This window comes from Streptomyces sp. SX-6 (genome assembly GCF_059089585.1).
This window is the reverse complement of record NZ_JBTHHU010000014.1, coordinates 17606-34422: the sequence shown is the minus strand read 5'-3', so window position 1 is coordinate 34422 and position 16817 is coordinate 17606. Positions and strand designations below refer to the sequence as shown.

General features: G+C 68.6%; 14 protein-coding genes and 3 pseudogenes. 10 read left to right on the top strand and 7 right to left on the bottom strand.

Going from position 1 to position 16817, the window contains the following annotated elements:
- Entirely contained in the window at positions 1–3084 is a 3084-nt protein-coding gene (locus ACV530_RS18715; protein WP_494333796.1) for an amino acid adenylation domain-containing protein, read from the top strand.
- Between the two features lie 37 nt (positions 3085–3121).
- On the opposite strand, the gene ACV530_RS18710 is transcribed toward ACV530_RS18715, so the two are convergent.
- From ACV530_RS18710 to ACV530_RS18695, 4 genes and pseudogenes are all read right to left on the bottom strand, one after another.
- A complete protein-coding gene (locus ACV530_RS18710; protein WP_494333662.1) occupies positions 3122–4327 on the bottom strand; it encodes a GDSL-type esterase/lipase family protein in 1206 nt (401 codons plus the stop codon).
- Positions 4328–4331: 4 nt separating this feature from the next.
- On the bottom strand, positions 4332–4919 hold the full coding sequence (locus tag ACV530_RS18705; RefSeq protein WP_494333661.1) for a TetR/AcrR family transcriptional regulator: 588 nt from the start codon (positions 4917–4919) through the stop codon (positions 4332–4334).
- A 67-nt stretch (positions 4920–4986) separates the two neighbouring features.
- Positions 4987–5259: a hypothetical protein gene (locus tag ACV530_RS18700; protein ID WP_494333803.1), complete on the bottom strand. Its 273-nt coding sequence runs from the start codon at positions 5257–5259 to the stop codon at positions 4987–4989.
- A gap of 202 nt (positions 5260–5461) precedes the next feature.
- A pseudogene (locus tag ACV530_RS18695) lies at positions 5462–5812 on the bottom strand (radical SAM protein); the annotation flags it as partial.
- Positions 5813–6211: 399 nt separating this feature from the next.
- On the opposite strand from ACV530_RS18695, the gene ACV530_RS18690 reads away from it, so the two are divergent.
- Complete coding sequence (locus ACV530_RS18690) at positions 6212–6781, top strand: hypothetical protein (RefSeq protein WP_494333660.1); 570 nt, start codon at positions 6212–6214, stop codon at positions 6779–6781.
- Positions 6709–7476, top strand: a complete 768-nt coding sequence (locus tag ACV530_RS18685) for a hypothetical protein (protein ID WP_494333659.1) — start codon at positions 6709–6711, stop codon at positions 7474–7476. The genes ACV530_RS18690 and ACV530_RS18685 overlap by 73 nt, the downstream gene beginning before the upstream one ends.
- A 289-nt stretch (positions 7477–7765) precedes the next feature.
- Here the strand turns inward: ACV530_RS18685 and ACV530_RS18680 are convergent, their stop codons facing one another.
- Both ACV530_RS18680 and ACV530_RS18675 read right to left on the bottom strand, forming a co-directional pair.
- Positions 7766–8398, bottom strand: a complete 633-nt coding sequence (locus ACV530_RS18680; RefSeq protein WP_494333658.1) for an SMI1/KNR4 family protein — start codon at positions 8396–8398, stop codon at positions 7766–7768.
- A 213-nt stretch (positions 8399–8611) separates the two neighbouring features.
- Positions 8612–9412, bottom strand: coding sequence for an N-acetylmuramoyl-L-alanine amidase (locus ACV530_RS18675; protein ID WP_494333657.1), 801 nt, complete (start codon positions 9410–9412; stop codon positions 8612–8614).
- A gap of 620 nt (positions 9413–10032) precedes the next feature.
- On the opposite strand from ACV530_RS18675, the gene ACV530_RS18670 reads away from it, so the two are divergent.
- From ACV530_RS18670 to ACV530_RS18655, 4 genes are all read left to right on the top strand, one after another.
- Positions 10033–11367 carry a hypothetical protein gene (locus tag ACV530_RS18670; RefSeq protein WP_494333656.1) on the top strand — a complete coding sequence of 445 codons (1335 nt, stop codon included), beginning with the start codon at positions 10033–10035 and terminating at the stop codon, positions 11365–11367.
- Positions 11368–11584: 217 nt separating this feature from the next.
- Positions 11585–12568 (top strand): TIGR01777 family oxidoreductase, encoded by a 984-nt coding sequence (locus ACV530_RS18665; protein WP_494333655.1) that lies wholly within the window; start codon positions 11585–11587, stop codon positions 12566–12568.
- A gap of 340 nt (positions 12569–12908) precedes the next feature.
- The gene (locus tag ACV530_RS18660) at positions 12909–13379 is read left to right on the top strand and encodes a DNA-directed RNA polymerase subunit alpha C-terminal domain-containing protein (protein WP_494333654.1); all 471 of its coding nucleotides are present in this window, start codon (positions 12909–12911) and stop codon (positions 13377–13379) included.
- A gap of 102 nt (positions 13380–13481) precedes the next feature.
- Positions 13482–14246 (top strand): WXG100-like domain-containing protein, encoded by a 765-nt coding sequence (locus ACV530_RS18655; protein WP_494333653.1) that lies wholly within the window; start codon positions 13482–13484, stop codon positions 14244–14246.
- On the opposite strand, the pseudogene ACV530_RS18650 reads toward ACV530_RS18655, so the two are convergent.
- Positions 14234–14999: pseudogene (locus tag ACV530_RS18650) on the bottom strand (transposase family protein). The gene ACV530_RS18655 and the pseudogene ACV530_RS18650 sit on opposite strands and share 13 nt — an antisense overlap.
- Before the next feature lie 409 nt (positions 15000–15408).
- Between ACV530_RS18650 and ACV530_RS18645 the strand changes: the two are divergent.
- The 3 genes and pseudogenes from ACV530_RS18645 (at position 15409) to ACV530_RS18635 (ending at position 16772) form a co-directional block, all read left to right on the top strand.
- Positions 15409–15879 carry an RICIN domain-containing protein gene (locus tag ACV530_RS18645; protein WP_494333652.1) on the top strand — a complete coding sequence of 157 codons (471 nt, stop codon included), beginning with the start codon at positions 15409–15411 and terminating at the stop codon, positions 15877–15879.
- A 114-nt stretch (positions 15880–15993) separates the two neighbouring features.
- Positions 15994–16151 (top strand): annotated as a pseudogene (locus ACV530_RS18640) (IS5/IS1182 family transposase); the annotation flags it as partial.
- A 15-nt stretch (positions 16152–16166) separates the two neighbouring features.
- Positions 16167–16772 (top strand): site-specific integrase, encoded by a 606-nt coding sequence (locus ACV530_RS18635; protein ID WP_494333802.1) that lies wholly within the window; start codon positions 16167–16169, stop codon positions 16770–16772.
- The last annotated feature ends 45 nt before the right edge of the window (positions 16773–16817 follow it).

The window sequence follows — 16817 nt, the reverse complement described above, 5'->3', positions numbered from 1 at the left end:
GTGAAAAACAAGACACAGAGCAACAGGGAGAGTGCCACCGTGGCGCCGCTCGACACCATCGCCCGTCCCACGACGGCTTTCGAAGCCGATTCGGGCGAGAATTCGCAGAGCTTGCAGAGCTTATCCCGGGCGTTCGACGCCCGGGCGGAAATACGTCCGCGTGCGACAGCCGGAATGCATCACGGCCGGACCCTCACGTACGGCGAACTGAAGGAACGTTCCGACGCGTTGGCCGAGCGGCTGCGTGACGCCGGAGTCCGGCGCGGCGACAACGTCGGCGTGTACGGCGGCCGTTCGCTGGAGGCGCTGGTCGCCTTCCTCGGCGTGCTCAAGGCGGGCGCCGCGTACGTCCCGCTCGACGACACCTCCCCGCCCAGGCGGCTTCAGGCGATGGCCGAGGACGCCGCGGTGCACACGGTCGTGACGCTGCCGGGCAGTGTCTGCCGTATCCGGCGGGTGCGCACGCGTGTCGAACTCGACGGCCCGGCGCCCGCCCGGCCGTCCCGGCCGGCCGAGTCCGCTCCGGGCCCGGACGACCGTGCCTATGTGATGTTCACCTCCGGCTCGACCGGCCGCCCCAAGCCGGTGGCGATACCCCACCGCGGCGTGCTCCGGCTCGCCGCGTCCGACCTGGTCTCCCAGCGGCCGCGGCCCGGGGACCGGGTGCTCCACGCCTACGGCCTGTCCTCGGACGCCTCCACCATCGAGATATGGTCGGCGCTGCTCGGCGGCGCGTGCCTGGTCCTGGTGGACCGTGAGGAACTGCTGTCCCCCGCGGCGCTGGAGGCCCGGCTCCTGGAGGACCGGGTGACCATCGCCTATCTGACCACCGGGGTGTTCCACCACGTGGCGCGCACCCGGCCGCATACGCTGCGGACGCTGCGGTTCGTCTCGGCGGGCGGCGAGGCCATGGCCCCGGATCTGGCCCGCGCCGTGCTGGACGCCTGCCCGGACACCACGGTGGTCAACTTCTACGGCCCGACCGAGAACAGCGTGGTGTCCACGGCGCACCTGGTGCACGATGTGCCGCCCGGAGCGACCGCCGTGCCCATCGGCCGCCCGCTGGAGAACTCCTCGTGCCATGTGCTGCGCGAGGACGGCACCGTCGCGGACGCGGGAGAAGAAGGCGAACTGTTCGTCGGCGGGGACGGTTTGGCCCTGGGGTACTTCGGTGACCCGGAACTGACCGCCGAACGCTTCACCACCGGCGGGTCCGGTACGCGTCTCTACCGCACCGGTGACCGCGCCGTGCTGCGCGAGGACGGCGCGCTGGAGTACCGCGCGCGGGCGGACCGGCAGGTCAAGCTCCGCGGGCACCGCATCGAGCTGGACGAGGTCGAGGCCCGGCTGCGGGCGGACGACGCGGTCGGCGAGGCCGTCGTCGAGCTCGACGGGGACACGCTCGCCGCGTACGTGACGCCCGCCCGCCCCGGCACGGCCGTGCCCGTCGACCGCGTCCGCAAGCACCTCGCCGCCTGGTTGCCCGCGGCGGCGGTGCCGTCCCGGCTGACGGAGGTCGCCGCGTTCCCGGTGACGGCCGCGGGCAAGGTCGACCGGCAGCGGCTGCGCGCCCTGGCGGATCCGGGCGAGGACCAACGGCCCGCGCCCGTGCGCCTGTCCGGCCTGCACGAGACGCTGGCCGAGGTGTGGCAGACGGTCCTGTCGGTGCGCCCCGGACCCGATGACGACTTCTTCGGCCTGGGCGGTGACTCGCTCCTGGCGGCGGAGGCCGTCAACCGGACCCTCACCGCGCTGGACCTCGACGCCCGGCACGGCAGCACGCTGATCCACAGCCTGCTGCGCCGGCCCACGCTGGAGGGCTTCGCCTCCGCCGTGGACGCCGTGCGGGGCAAGAACGTGTCCGCCGACGGCCCGGCCGTGGACTTCCACGCCGAGGGCCGGCTCGGTTTCGAGCTGCCGGAGCGCCGGGGGCCCGAGCCACAGTGGCAGCAGCCGCGGGACGTCCTGCTGACCGGCGCCTCCGGCTTCGTCGGCGCCTTCCTCCTCGACTGCTTCCTGCGCACCACCGGGGCCCGGGTCCACTGCCCCGTGCGCAGCCGCGACGAGGCGCACGCCCGGCACAAGGTGCTCGAGAACCTGGCCCGTTACGGCCTGGAGCACCCCGAGGCCGCCGACCGCGTCGTGTGCTTCCCCGCCGATCTCGCCCGCCCCGGCCTGGGCCTGGACCCGGGCCGCGCCGAGGAACTCGCGGACACCCTCGACCTCGTGGTCCACTCGGCGGCGCAGGTGAACTTCCTGTACCCGTACGAGGCGCTGCGCAGCGCCAACGTCGACGGCACGCGGGAGATCGTACGGCTGGCGGCCCGCCGTGGCGTACCGGTGCACTTCCTGTCCACCATCGCGGTGGTGGCCGGTTTCGGCACCGCGGGCGTACGGCAGGTCGGGGAGGACCTGCCGCTCGAGCACGCCGACCGGCTCACCATGGGGTACGCCGAGAGCAAGTGGGTTGCCGAGCAGGTGCTCCAGGACGCCGCGCGCCAGGGGGTGCCGGTGGCCGTCTACCGCCCGTACGAGATCACCGGTGACCGGCGCAGCGGCGCCTGCAACACCGAGACGGCGATCTGCTCGCTGTTCAAGACCATCGCGGAGACCGGGCTCGCCCCCGACATCCCGCTGCCGATGGACTTCGTGCCGGTGGACTACCTGGCGGACGCGATCGTGCACATCGCCACCACGCACCCCGCGACCGGCCGTACGTACCACCTGACCAACCCGCGGCCCGCGAGCTTCCAGGACATGCTCGACCGGATGCGCGCCGCCGGGCACCCCATCCGTGAACTCCCCTATGCGCAGTGGGTGGACGAGCTGGTCCGGCACGTGGCCGAGAACCCGACGAGCGCGACGGCGCCGTTCATGTCGCTGTGCGTGGACCGCACCCACAAGGCGGACATGTCGGTCAAGGAGATGTACTTCGAGGGCACCTTCCCCGTACTGGGGCGGGCCAACGTCGAACGCGACCTCGCCGCAAGCGGTTTGGTCTGCCCGCCGGTGGATGCGGAGCTGCTGGACCGCTACCTGGAGTACTTCTACACGACCGGGTACCTGGAGCGTCCCGCGTCGTAACTCCCCTCTCTGCTCCCCTCTCTCACGATGCCCCCGTTCAGTTGGTGACGAGCGGGGGCATCGGCACGCCGAAGGGGCCGTCGGCGGCGAAGGCGAGCCCGGCGAAGCGTTCGCCGATGCGGCGGTGGGTGGCGGCGTCCGGGTGGAGCTCGTCGGGCAGCGGGAGTTCGGCGACGTCCGGCTCGCCGTAGAGGGCACGGCCGTCGAGGTGGTGCAGGTTCGGGTCCTCGGCCGCCCGCTGCGCCACGATCCGGGCCAGTTCGTCCCGGATGACGCCCAGGGTCAGCTTCCCGGCCGCGCGCTCCGCCGGGTCGCCCGCGGCCCGGAACCGCAGTTGTCCGGCAGCGAGGGCGGTGAAGTCCGGGGCGCTGGGTCCGGGCGTGTCCTCGTGGATGGGGCACAGGATGGGCGAGACGACCAGCAGCGGTGCGGTGGGGTGGCCCTCGCGGATGGTGTCGAGGAAGCCGTGGACGGCGGGGGCGAAGGCACGCAGGCGCATCAGGTCGGCGTTGACCAGGTTGATGCCGATCTTGACGCTGATCAGGTCGGCGGGGGTGTCCCGCAGAGCTCGGGCAGTGAACGGGTCGAGCAGGGCGCTGCCGCTCAGGCCCAGGTTGACCAGTTCCACGCCGCCGAGGGAGGCGGCGAGCGCGGGCCATGTGGTGGTGGGGCTCGCGGCGTCGGAGCCGTGGCTGATCGAACTGCCGTGGTGCAGCCACACCTTGCGGCCGTGGTCCGGTGCGGGCTCGACCGGGGCGTCGGTGCGCAGGGCGACGAGCTCGGTGGTCTCGTTGTGCGGCAGCCAGATCTCGACGTCCTTGACGCCGTCGCGCAGCCCGGTGAAGCGCAGGGTGCCGGCCGGACCGGGCTGCCGGGTGGCGCTCCCGGCGGCCATGTCGATGGTCAGGGTGTTGCCGCCGGACACGGAGGCCTGGCCGACCAGGCTGCCGTCGACGAGCAGGTCGTACACGCCGTCCGGGCGGGGCGGGGCGCCCGCGTAGACCCGCTTGGTGGGCAGCGTGTCCAGTTCGACGGCGGTGGCACGGGTCCGGAAGACCAGGCGCACACCGGCGGGCTGGGCTTCCGCCAGGGCGAGTTGGGCGTCGATGTTCTGGGCGCGGGCCCGGGCGGGCAGCCGGTGCGGCAGCACCCCGTGCTCGGTGCGCTCCAGGTCGAGGGCACCGCGCAGGAGGTCCGCGGTGATGGGCGTGGTGATCCAGTCGTACATCGTCTCAACCTGCATCGTCTCAACCTGCCGATCGTGTCTGTCGTGCGGGCCAGTTGCACAGCAGTGCGTCGAGGGCGTCCAGGGCCCGTGCCCAGGATTCCTGTGAGTCGGGGGCGCTGTGGCTGAAACCTCCCGCCGCTTCCAGGGCGACGTAGCCGTGGAAGACGCTGCCCATCAGCCGGACAGCATGGGTCTGGTCGGGTTCCGTCAGGTCGTAGCCGCGCAGGATCGCCCGCATCATCCGCGCGTGCCTGCCGCCCGCACTGGCGGCCGCCGCTTCCGGATCGAGCCTGAACTGGGCCGCGGCGTAGCGCCCGGGGTGCTCCCGGGCGTAGTCCCGGTAGACGTTCGCGAAGGCGGTCAGGGCGTCCTTGCCGGCCCGCCCCGCCAGGGCTTCGGTGGCCCGGTCGGCGAGTTCCTCGAGGGCGAGGAGGGCGATCCGGGTCTTGAGGTCCTGGGAGTTCTTCACGTGCGAGTACAGACTCGCGACCTTGACGTCGAACCGCCGGGCGAGCGCCGAGACGGTCACCTGGTCGAAGCCGACCTCGTCGGCAAGTTCGGCGCCCGCCCTGGCGAGGCGTTCCGTGGTCAGTCCTGCGCGTGCCATGGCCTTCCTTCCGCTCGGCAGGACCGATTATGGAGTTACCTAAAGCCTTTAGGCAAATTCCAGTCCCCTATCGGATCGGAGACTGTGCCGGCACGAACACCGGCCGCCGTACGATGCGGGTCCGGTCCTCGGGCGAGGCGAACCGCGCGTCGATACGGCGCACCGCCTCGGCCCAGTCGGCGCGGGTGCGGATGGCGCCCAGCTGCTCGACGACGAACGGGTCCGCCCAGCGCTCGTACGAACGCCGCCACAGCACCAGCGGGTCCTCGGTGAGCAGACTGCCCACGGTGCCCTCGTAGATGGGCATCGCGCGCACCTCGCCGTCCGGTTCGATCTCCATGGGCCGGAAGCTTGGGGTGCGGGCCAGGAATTCCGGGTTCATCTGAACCTCGAAGTTCTCGGTCGTCTCCACCGTGACCGACGGCGGTGCGGCCCTGCGCAGCCGCTCCAGCGTCCGCGAGCCGCCGCCCGGCCTCCGCTTCGATCCGGGCGAGGGCGCCTGTCGCCCGCTCGAAGGACCCGGCCCGGCCCCGGATCCGGTCGTGGGTCGCGGCGGTGGCACCGTCCAGACTCACCACGACCTTGGTCACCACGTCCGACAGCGCCTCGACCGCCGCGGCCGGCAGGGCCCAGCCGCTGGTGTAGAGGAAGACCCGCACCCCCGCCTCGTCGAAGTGCCGGGCCACGTCGGCGATCCGCCTGATGGTCAGCGGCTCGCCACCGCACAGCGTGATCATCTTCGGGTGCAGGGAGATGATGGCGTCCGCGACGCGCAGCATCTCGTCGTGGGTGAGATTCTTCGCGGGCCGCCGGCCCGATTCCGTATAGCAGTGAACGCAGCGCAAGGGGCATGCGAAAGTCACGTCCCAGATGACCGCGTTGGGGTTCTTCATATCGTCCACGGGTGCCTCTCCCAGTCGGTGGCCGGCGTGCAGTCCTGGCCCCGCACCCTAGGAACGCACCACGTGTCCGGTCGTCCGTGGAGCGGTACGCAAGGACGGACGCGCGGTACGCACGGAGCGTACGTACGGGATACGGAGGCGCCGACTGCGTACTTGCGCGCCGAACTTCCGTACCCGATTACGGATTCGCCCGCCGAGCGCTCCGCCGTAGCGTTCCTGGCGTCCGCAGCAGTGGTCCCGCCGAGAGGAGGTGAATCGCCATGATGTATCCGCCCCCGACCGTCGGCGACTGACGGTGAGACGCACATGTGGTGGCCGCTTCTGTTCTGAGGTGGCCACCGCGTTCATTTCGGCGCACTTTCTCCCATCCGGCGGAGGGTGAATCCGGTGATGGCACACAGCAGCAATGTCGTCGCTCTGGTACGGCAGTTGCCGCGGATCGCGCGGGGGCTGACCCTCGCGCTCGCGGTACTCGTCCTGGCGCAGGCCTCGGGTGCCGCGCTACTGCCGCTGGCCACAGGACAGTTGGTGGCCGCGCTCACCGGCAGTCCGCCGTCCCGGAGCGGCATGGTGGCGGGGCTCGCTCTGCTCGCGCTCGTGCTCGTCCTCGACGTGGCGCTCGACCCGATCCGCACCATGGCCGCCGCGCGCCTGTGCACCGCGGTCGACGGCGCCATGGCCCAGCGCACGGTGGACGGCGCCCTGCGGCCCGCGCAGATCGGGCATTTGGACGACCCCGAGGTGGCCGACCGCATCGAGCGGGCGCGGGCGGTCGCCCTGGGTGCGCATCCGCCCGGCCAGGCGGTCATCGCGCCGGCGGGCCTGGTGCCCCTGCGACTGACCGGCCTGGTCAGCGCGGTCCTGCTCGGCTGGCCGGGGACTGGTGGATGCCGCTGGTCCTCGGTGCCGGCTGGGTGGTCACCGGCCGCTGGCAGGAGAAGGAGATCGGCCGGTCCGTGAGCGCGCACGGCGCACAGACGGGGCAACTGCGGCGCGCTGCCTACCTGCGCGAGCTGGCCACCACCGCACCCGCGGCCAAGGAAGTGCGGCTGTTCGGGCTGCGCCCCTGGCTGGTGGAGCGGTTCAGTACGGCTTGGTGGGAGGGGATCGTACGGCTGCGCCGCGCACGGATCAGCCCGCGGCGGCACGCCCTGGCGATCGTGATCCTGCTCGGCGCGCACCTGGCCGTGGTGCTGCCGCTCGCCTTGCGGGCGGCCGACGGCGGGCTGTCGGCACGTGAACTGACCGTCGCCCTGCAGGCGTTGCTCGGCATGTACGCCCTCGGCTTCAGCGGCGATCTGCTGTGTCAGCTGCACACGGCCAGTGCCGCGGTACCAGCCGCACTCGAAGTCGGCGCGCTGGGGACGACGGACGACGCGGCCGGGCATCCGCACAGCCGGGCGAAGGCCGCGACCGGTCTCCCCCACAATTCGCCCCTTCCGGGGAAGAGCCCGTGCGGCCGCTGCCGGACTCCGCACCCGGCCGACTGGCAGGACCTGCCTCTCCGTCAGCCGAAGAGTCCGGCTCCTCAGGTGCCTGTGCAGTCTCCTGGGGAGGGGGCGGAACGTCTGCGAGGAGCTCCTCCAGAGCATCGGCCAGCTGATCGCGCGCAGTCCGGGCCTTGGCCATGTCGGCCTGCACCGCAGCCAGCTTGACCTGCAACGCGGCCGGCTCTGCTTCCAACTCCCCATGGTGACCTTGCAGCTTGTCAGCCTTGGCCGAGTAGAACCTGACAGCCGCCCGCAGGCCCTGAGCCGCAGTGACCTCGTCGCCTGCCGACCCCGCCCAGGCCCCCCATCACCAGAAGATCAGCTCAACGCCGCACACGGTAGGGAACACCAGGCGCCCCAGCACGCCAAACCGTCAACTGCCGCCCGGGAGTTGGACCAGCTGGCAAGACGTTGCCAGTCGGCTTCACGCCGGCCTGAAGTGGCAGCGCTTGGCTCAGGTTCGAATATCCCAGTCGACGCAACGCTGTCCTGACGGCAGCTCGCAGAGGCCTGGCCAGTACCACTTGAAGGGTGTTCCGGCTTCCAGGGACTCGGTCAGATCATGGAACAGCCTGGCCAGGCTGGGCACCCACTCGACTCCGTCGATGTCGCCCGAGCCGATGCCCATCTCATAGACGTGGCCATACGTCGGGCCGGGGCGGTGGTCGATGAAAGCGATGCCCCCGTCGATGGGGAGTGCGAACGGGACCCACTGATGAGCATGGCCGTTGAGATGGTCCTCTTCCCACAGCCCGGACGCGAGGTTGTCCTCGCCGAAGCCGACGAGCCACCGGTGCGTCGACGCGATCTCGCTCGTGCAGCTCAGCCGATGCCTCAGCGGGAGGAAGCCGCCCGGCTGTCCCCCCACCGGCACGTCATTCCGGAGACCGACGACCCCGTTGTGCCGCTCCAGCAAGGCCCGCAGCTCCGGGTGGAGAGGGAAGCCCAGCCCTGCTTCAAGCCCAGAGATCTCCTCCCGGGTAGCAGGCAGCCGTAACGCCGCACGGTCCGCTGGCGAGTTCGCTGCCAGCCAGGAGGCAAAACCGTCCCACGCCTGATCGAAGGCACTCAGATCTATGCGAGTCATGGCGCGACCCTAGGCCGTGGCACTGACAGCCGACCCCGGCCGAAGGTCTGGGGAACGATCTCCCGGCTTCTGGGGAGCGATCTTCAAGACCCGCCAATACGGCAGGTCACAGCCTCTCGTGAACACCCCATGTAGTCGCGGACCCGTGTGATCAGTCCGCTGTGGACCAGGCTCGTGGCATGTCGGCAAGCCGGCTGATGTCGACCTACTCGGTCAGGCAGTGACCGTGAAGCCGCACCGCTGGCCGAGCTTGGTCAGGGATAGCTGATCGGGGACGCCGTCCGCCGCGGCACCTTTGTAGCCGAGGCGCCGCTGCCACGCCGCGTACGCCGCGATGGTGAGGCACCCGAAGTCGCCGTTGGTGTTGATGTTGTCGAGCAGGCCCTTGGCGTGCAGCGCCCCCTCGACGAGACGGACGCCGTCGGGGTAGGTCAGGTGGTCTTGCGCGGCGCCCGGGTCGGAGCGGGTCAGGGTGATGAGGCGGCCGAGGTCGATGCTGGGCTCGCCGTCCGTGTCGAGCGCCAGGATCTCCGTCGCGCGGGCGATGATCCGGCCGCGCTGTGCTTTGCGCTTGTCACCGGGGCAGTGCGGGTGCCCGCCCCAGGCGTCGCCGCCGACGCCGTGCCAGGTCAGACCGGGCTGGGTCGTGCTGTCCACGACCTGCAGCGGCCAGCCGAAGGTGGAGTTCCCCCAGGCGTAGATGTGCGCCACCCCCTCCACCTGGGCAGAGGTGAGCGGGGTGTCCGGGTGGCCTTCGGTCTCCACGCTGGCGTAGTACGGGTTGCCCAGATGCTGCGCGAAGGCGTAGTCGACGCCGGTCTCGACGTACTGCTCGATCCGTCCCATGGTGCTGACCCAGAAGTCGGAGCTGACCGGCTTGGCGGGATTGTTGAAGTAGCCGTAGGGACTGTTGGTGCCGTCCTGGACGTGCAGGACCAGGCCGCGGTGTTCGAGGACACCGTTCTTGTGGGCGTTGACGACGGGCCGCCAGGCGGCGCCGGGCATGCGTGCCATAGGTTCTCCAGGGCATGGCCGAAGCTCCGGCCAGGACGGCACTGGAGCGGAAGAGAGCGGAATGGCTCGGTCCATGACGGTCCGAGCGTCCAACGGGGTGCAGCTCAGAATCTGCATGCCCTGGCCGCGGACCCTGTGGACGACACGGACCGCATTCGGGTGGATGGAGCCGGGCGCGTCACGGGTGGCTCGCGAGGCCGCGCAGGGTACGGAAGAAGGCGCGGATGTCGCCGACGAGCAGGACCCGGCTCCTCCATGGCCGCGAAGTGACCACTCCGGTCGAACTCCGTTCAGCGAACGAAGCAGTCCGGGGCGTGCCGACGCGCCCGCTCACCGTCATGCCAGTGCAGCCAGAACAGCTGCGAGCAGGTAGGACAACTCGATGCACGTCCCTGCCTGATCCACCCCTGCCGGTACAGCCATCCAGCACCCCCGACACCCTCAACGGCGCGACGAGGTTCGCTGAGACAGAAGCCCGAACGACTCGGTCCGTGAGAAAACGACTCGATTGAGTGAGACAGGACATCGACTCGGAAGGCACCCGTATCGGTGCGAGGTCGATGTTCACGAGAGCAGACAGCGCCTCGCGAACGACCTGTTGAGCGGTAGAGAATGGTCGGATGCACGGGGTGGATGCGGCCCTCAAGCGGGCCAGTACGGATGAGGACGTAGCACGGGAGTGGCTGTGCGGGCTGGCGTGCAATCCGGCTTTGCCGGGGGCGGTGTTGCAGCGGCTGTTGGAGTTCGAGGAGCTGCCGGCGTCCCCGCTCCGCTGGCGGGAGCTCGATGCCGAGGCGACTGCTGTCGCGGTGGCGTCGTCGCGGATGCAGCACCGTCTGGATGTCGTGGAGAATCCGACTGCGGATGTCGATGTGCTGGCGCGACTCGCGTGCGATGCGGAGCCCCGGGTCAGGTTCGCGTACGCGGCGCTGCTCACCGACTTCGGGCGTCGGATTCCGGCAGGGGTGCTGGAGATACTGGCAGAGGACACAGACCCGAAGGTCAGACGCATAATTAGCCCCTATCGGGGGCTACCTCCTGCCGTGCAGGACCGGCTCCTGGGGGACGAGGATTCCGGTGTACGGGCCGCGGTGCTGAGCCCGGAGCTGTGGGAACGGCTGGCGCAGCCGATACAGGAGCGGTTGCTCAATGATCCCTCTGTGCAGGTGCGCGAGAAGATCTCCATGCTGTTCCGCGTTGCGGAAGAACCAGGGGTGCTGACAGCCGAGGACCGGGTGGTGCACGCGGACGGGCACGTCCGGCGGAAGGCTGCCGGTGATCCCGCGGTGCCGCTCGCGACGGCGCTCCGGCTCGCCGAGGACCCCGAGGACATGGTCCGGCTGGCCCTGTCGATGCGGGAGGACCTGACCGAGGAGCAGCGGGTCTCGATCGTGTACACGGTGATGGGTCATGGCCCGTGGCCGTCCTGGGTCCAGGAGCGGGCAGGGGAGCCCGATGCGGCGCGGCGGATCGCCGCCTCGGCGCATGTCGGACTGCGACGGGCACTGGCCAGGCAGCCGCACCTGCCGTCCGACGTGGTGGCGCGGTTGGCCGCGGACGAGGACCCCTGGGTGCGGCGCTACCTTTGTGAGCACTGCCGGGACGCGCCGCACGAGCTGCTGGTGGAGCTGTACGCCACGGCGCAGGACCGGAACTGGTCAGCCCTGCGCAATCATCGCAACTTCGCCCGGCCAGGTCTGGCCCGTTTTGCGGACGATCCCAATCCCCGGCTGCGATATGCCGCGTTGGACGGCCCGGAGGCCGGGCCGGAGTTGCCGCTGCGGCTGGCCGACGATCCGGAGGTGGGAGTGTGGGCGGTACGGGATCCGAGGCTCCCCGCCGGTGAGTTGCTGCGGCGTCTCACGCTACCGCGCAGCGCGTGCGCCGCCGCAGCCAATCCGGCACTGCCACCAGCATGGATGCACCGGCTGGTTGACCTCGCACAGGGCCGGTGACCCGTTCGCTCTCACCGTTGCGACGCCCATGCCGACAGATGGAGCTTCCGGCCGCACGGCGGCCACCCGCGGATGCCTTGACCGACTCGCACACCAAAGTGAACGCCAATCCGCCCGCCTGTGTCGGCCGCCTCGCCCTGACGTGCACCGAACTCCCGAGTTGAACGTGTTCAAAAAGAAGAGTTACGGTGTTGTCGAGCGAAGCCGAGGGGGTTCGATGAAGGTAGTGCTGCCCGGGGGAACCGGACAGGTGGGCAGGATTCTCGATCGTGCGCTGACGGCGGCCGGTCACGAGGTCACGGTGGTGACCCGGCGTCCCGTGCGGGCGCACGACATCGGATGGAACGGGGTCACACTCGGCCGCTGGGCCGCGGCGATCGACGGCTGCGATGTCGTGATCAACCTGGCCGGGCGTAGCGTCTCCTGTCGTTACACCGCCCAGAATCTGCAGGCGATGATGGATTCGCGGGTGGATTCGGCGCGGGTGGTGGGTGAGGCGATCGCCGCTGCCGCGCGGCCGCCGCGTGTGTGGCTGCAGATGAGTACGGCGACGGTCTACGCCCACCGCTTCGACGCGGCACACGACGAGACGACCGGGGTGATCGGAGGCTCGGAAGCCGGGGTGCCGGACTACTGGGCATACAGCGTCGAGATCGCGAAGAACTGGGAGCGGGCCCAGGCCGAGGCGCGGACTCCCGCGACGCGCAAGGTGGCGCTGCGCTCGGCGATGGTCATGAGCCCGGACCGGGGCGGTGTGTTCGACGTACTGTCGCGGCTGGCGCGACTCGGGCTGGGCGGCCCAGTGGCTGGCGGCGCGCAGTACGTCTCCTGGATCCACGACGAGGACTTCGTGCGGGCGGTGGAATTCCTGATCGCCCAGGACGACCTCGAGGGGCCGGTCAACCTCGCCTCGCCCACCCCCCTCCCGCACCGCGACTTCATGCGAGCGCTGCGCACGGCCTGGGGCGTCCCGGTGGGGCTGCCGGCGACGCGCTGGATGGCCGAGCTGGGGGCATTCGCGCTGCGCTCGGACACGGAGCTGCTGCTCAAGAGCCGCCGGGTGGTGCCGGGCCGGCTGCGCACAGCCGGGTTCGCTTTCGCGTATCCCGAGTGGGAGAGGGCCGCTACATCCCTCGTACAGCGGGCCAGGCTGGCTCGTGCGGCACCGCGGCGCGCCCGTCAATCGAGCCACGCTGCGTAGACGACCACAAGAAGCGGACCAGATCCTGTTCTCGTGTACAGAGCCACTCGACGAAGTGGAGCGGATTGCCAGCTCGGAGGCGCCCGTTCAAGCCATGAGCTCGGAAGATCGCGACCCGGGTCGGCACCTCACTGGGCACCGTCCAGGGCATCCTGCGCAGGTAGCACCCTGGCCAGCTCCCTGCTCGGCGCTGTGAGCTCCAGATCCGGCCTGCCCGGTCGTTCTCGTGGTCACCGTACAAGTCAGCGTGGCCAGAAGGCCGTTTTGGCGTTCGGTCCGCCAGCAGAACCGTCAGGCGGGACACTAAGCGCGACAGATCTCACAGAGAAGGACCTGAGCCGTGGCTGGCACTCCTCTCGGTCGATGGACCGTGATTGCCGTGCGCAGTGAACAGACCGGAACGGTCGCGGTCGTGGCGACACTGCCGGGCCTGCATAGTGAAGGGACAGCCCTCGGACCGTCGCTGAACGGGCATGTCCCGTTCGCCGCTGCGGTTGCAGCCGCAACTGCTGCCGAGGCAGAACACGCTGTGTCAAGCGAAAGCGTGAACGTAGAGGAAGCGCCGACGCAACCCATCCCGCAGGAAAGGCGACCCTCATGCAACGCACGATGTGACCCCGGAACTCCCGAGGGGCAGTTGCGGGACCTACTCGGCCACGACTGCACCGGGCACAGGCTGTCCAATGCTCTGGTCCGGCAGGACATCACCACTCTGGATCAGTTACGCGCTACCGACGAAGAGACTCTGCACAACATTCGCCAGATTGGCTGGCAGTCCATGCAACGGATCAGGAACGCGGTACGCCGCTGACGCAGCTTCAGGATCGGCCCTACACCCCCTGCCTTCCCCTCCACTGCCACCTCATGGCGCGCTGCGATAGAACAGATGGATGCGCTTAGGGGAGGAGTACGAGTGACTGACCGTATGGGCATGATCCCCTCTGGGATGATCAAGGCGTCCATGGGGCTGGCCGACACTGTCATGAAGGCCGCGCGGGACACCGCTATCGCACTGGGGTCAGAGTTGTCCCAGCAGAAGGGGATGGCTGGTGACGATGATGCCGGCCACGCGTTCGCGAGAGTGTACAAGCCTGCCGCGACCACCACGCTGAACCAGATTGGGTTCAGCGCCTACATCTTCGGCGGCAGCGGCAAGGCACTCATGCGCACCGCTCGCGAGACCATCGCGACCGACAGCGCGATTGCCGCGAGCTTCATGGCTCAGCAAGACGACGCGACTGCGGGCATGGGTGACCCGACAGAGGAATGTACGCAGTCGTTCCTGGGCCTGGGCCATCATCTACCGGACATTGTGGGCGATACGGCTTGGTACGACCAGTACGCACCGGGCGGCGGCAACCGCTACCGGGGAGACCCAGACAAGGTCCGTACAATCGCGCGATCATGGCGTCACGCCAGTCAGTTGACGCACCGGTTCCTCGGTGACGCACAGACGTATGCCAGAACGGCGAACAGGGCGCATGCCGGCGAGGCGGCCATGGCGTTCGACCAGTACTTCAAGAGCACGGTCGATTTCAGCGACCCTCCGGATAGGGCACAGGAAGATGAAACCCTTGTGGCAAACCTGGTGGCCGCGTGCAATCAGCTGGCCAAGGCCTGTGACAAGACGCGGACCACATCGAGAAAGCCCTTACTGAACCTCTTTCATCCTGAATAACTGCAGGTGAGGAGGGTGTGGATGGCGTCCACGATGCGTCCGATGCGGTTGGTGGAACATCTGGCTCTGCGGAGGATGCGCCAGGACTTGAGGCGGGCGAAGGCGCGTTCGCCCGGAGCGCGGAATCGGGCATGCACACGGTTGAACCGGTGGTAGTGCGGCGGCTGGATGCGGTGGTGGTAATACGGGGTGCGCACGGTGGCGCCGGCACCTTGGTAGGCCCGGTCGACCAGAACCAGGATCTGCCGGGTGAGGCAGGCCTGGACGATGCCGTGGGCGCGGGCCGCGGTGAGGTCATGAGTCCGGCCGGGCACCGCTCGGGAGAACCACTGCCGTGCTTCCGGTGCTTCTGCGAGTAGTACGGCTCATCCGCTTTGATCCGGTCGATGGGAATCAACGTGCCGTCAACGATGACGAAGTCGCCCTCACCCAGGCCCACCAGGGCCTCACGCAGAACCGGCGCCCATGCGGCCAGGACCTCTGCGGTCTCCTCGACGTAGCGCCTGGCGGTCGCCTCCGAGACCCCGAACCCGGCTCCTAGCTGCGCGCACGTCTCGTTCTTCCGCAGGTGGGCCAGTGCGAGCAGGGCTTGCTTGAAGCAGCCCAACTTCCTCCAGGGAGAGCGGAGTTCACGCCTTCGGGCATAGATTAGCCACGAGACATGCTCCACGAGCTCATGTGGGATGTCGAGCATGGAAGGATACGGAACCAACGAAGCCCCCCGGCCGTCGGCGTGTTGAGTGAGATCACCACACCAACGACGAGAGGCTTCGCCATGTCACCCATCCTGACCAGCCCTTTTCGCTCCCAGCCCACAGGATGAAAAAGGTTCAGTAACACCACCGCAGCCCTGCTGTACGGCCGCTGGGCCGAACACCGTGCCCTCACCACGCCCCAAGTCAGAGACAGGCGTGATCAATCACACTCACATGAGATGTTTAGGGCAATCTTATGTCAGGCCAGGCGGTACCGCGAAGGTCTCTACTGCGGGAACTCAATCGAATGAGCAGATTCCACTTACATTCGAATGGTTGACCAGGGCTGGATGCGCATCTACGTTCCGAGGCGATCCGCTAGATCAGGATGCCTATCGGCGCATCCTGAGCCACGTGCAGCTGCAGAAAGGGACAAAATGTTCCGGAACATGCAGAGAGCCAGGGCGATGGTGCTGCGAGTCATCGCTGGCGTAGTTGCACCATTGGCCCTCTTTGTCATGGCACAGAGCGGCACAGCCAATGCCGCGTGGAAGAACGGCACGATGTTCAATGAGGCGAAGCAGCAATGTCTCGATGCTGGCGACTACATGAGCACCTGGCCCTGCAACGGCTCCGGGGCCCAGTGGTGGCGCGACATATCCCCTGCAGGAGCGAACTACTATCAGTTTCAGACAAATTCCGGCAATTGCATCGACCCTGGCGTAGGCAGCAACAACGGGGAAGGCCCGTGCAACGGCGGCGACTACCAGCACTGGACGAAGGAAGCCGCGAAGAACATCAATGGCCAGACGTACTACGTCTTCCGGTGGGTGCATGACTCCACCAAGTGCCTGGACGGCGGCCAGACCGGAAACGCAATTGCCTACCCATGCAGCAACGACCACACCAACGCCTACCAGTACTGGCTCTGGAATTAGCGATACCGGAGGGGTTTCACACCGACACCCCCAGTGAACCTTTTTCATCCTGTGGGCTGGGAGCGAAAAGGGCTGGTCAGGATGGGTGACATGGCGAAGCCTCTCGTCGTTGGTGTGGTGATCTCACTCAACACGCCGACGGCCGGGGGGCTTCGTTGGTTCCGTATCCTTCCATGCTCGACATCCCACATGAGCTCGTGGAGCATGTCTCGTGGCTGATCTATGCCCGAAGGCGTGAACTCCGCTCTCCCTGGAGGAAGTTGGGCTGCTTCACTACCTTCCGCACGATGCTGGACGACGCCGTCACTGAGCAGCTGCGTGGTGACAACCCAGTGGCTTCGCGTAGGAGCGGGAGGCACGGTAAGTACAAGCCAAAGCCCAAGACCAACAAGGTCATAGCCACTCCGCGGCAGGCCTTGCTGATCGCTCGCAATGGGCTCACGATGCACGGCCTCAACGAGTACGCGCTGGTGATTACCACCGCCTACACCGGGCTCCGCATCGGCGAAGCCGCCGGCCTGCACCGCGACCAACTGTCTCTCAAGGACAGTGGCGCAGGTGCACGCATCCACACAACACAGCAGAGCCAGTACATCAATGGCGTCTTCGCCGAGATCGACAATAAGTACGACTCGGGGCGCGGCCTGATCATCCCTCCCTTCCTGGCCACGCTCATCAAGCAGTTGATGGGCTGGCGGCCGACCTCGGAGTGGGTGTTCACCGCGCCGAAGGGAGGCCGCACTGCTGCGCGGTGGCGACTGGTACACCGACACCTTCCACCCGATGGTCGAAGGCAGAGCACCCCGCGATGTGGTCCGCGGCGCCAAAGCCCGGGTCGGTGTACGCCCAGTGCTCGGCGTGGCAGGGCTCACCCCACACGGTCTGCGCCATAGCCACAAGACGTGGCTCGACGAAGGCAACCTCCCGAGGGTTGCCGT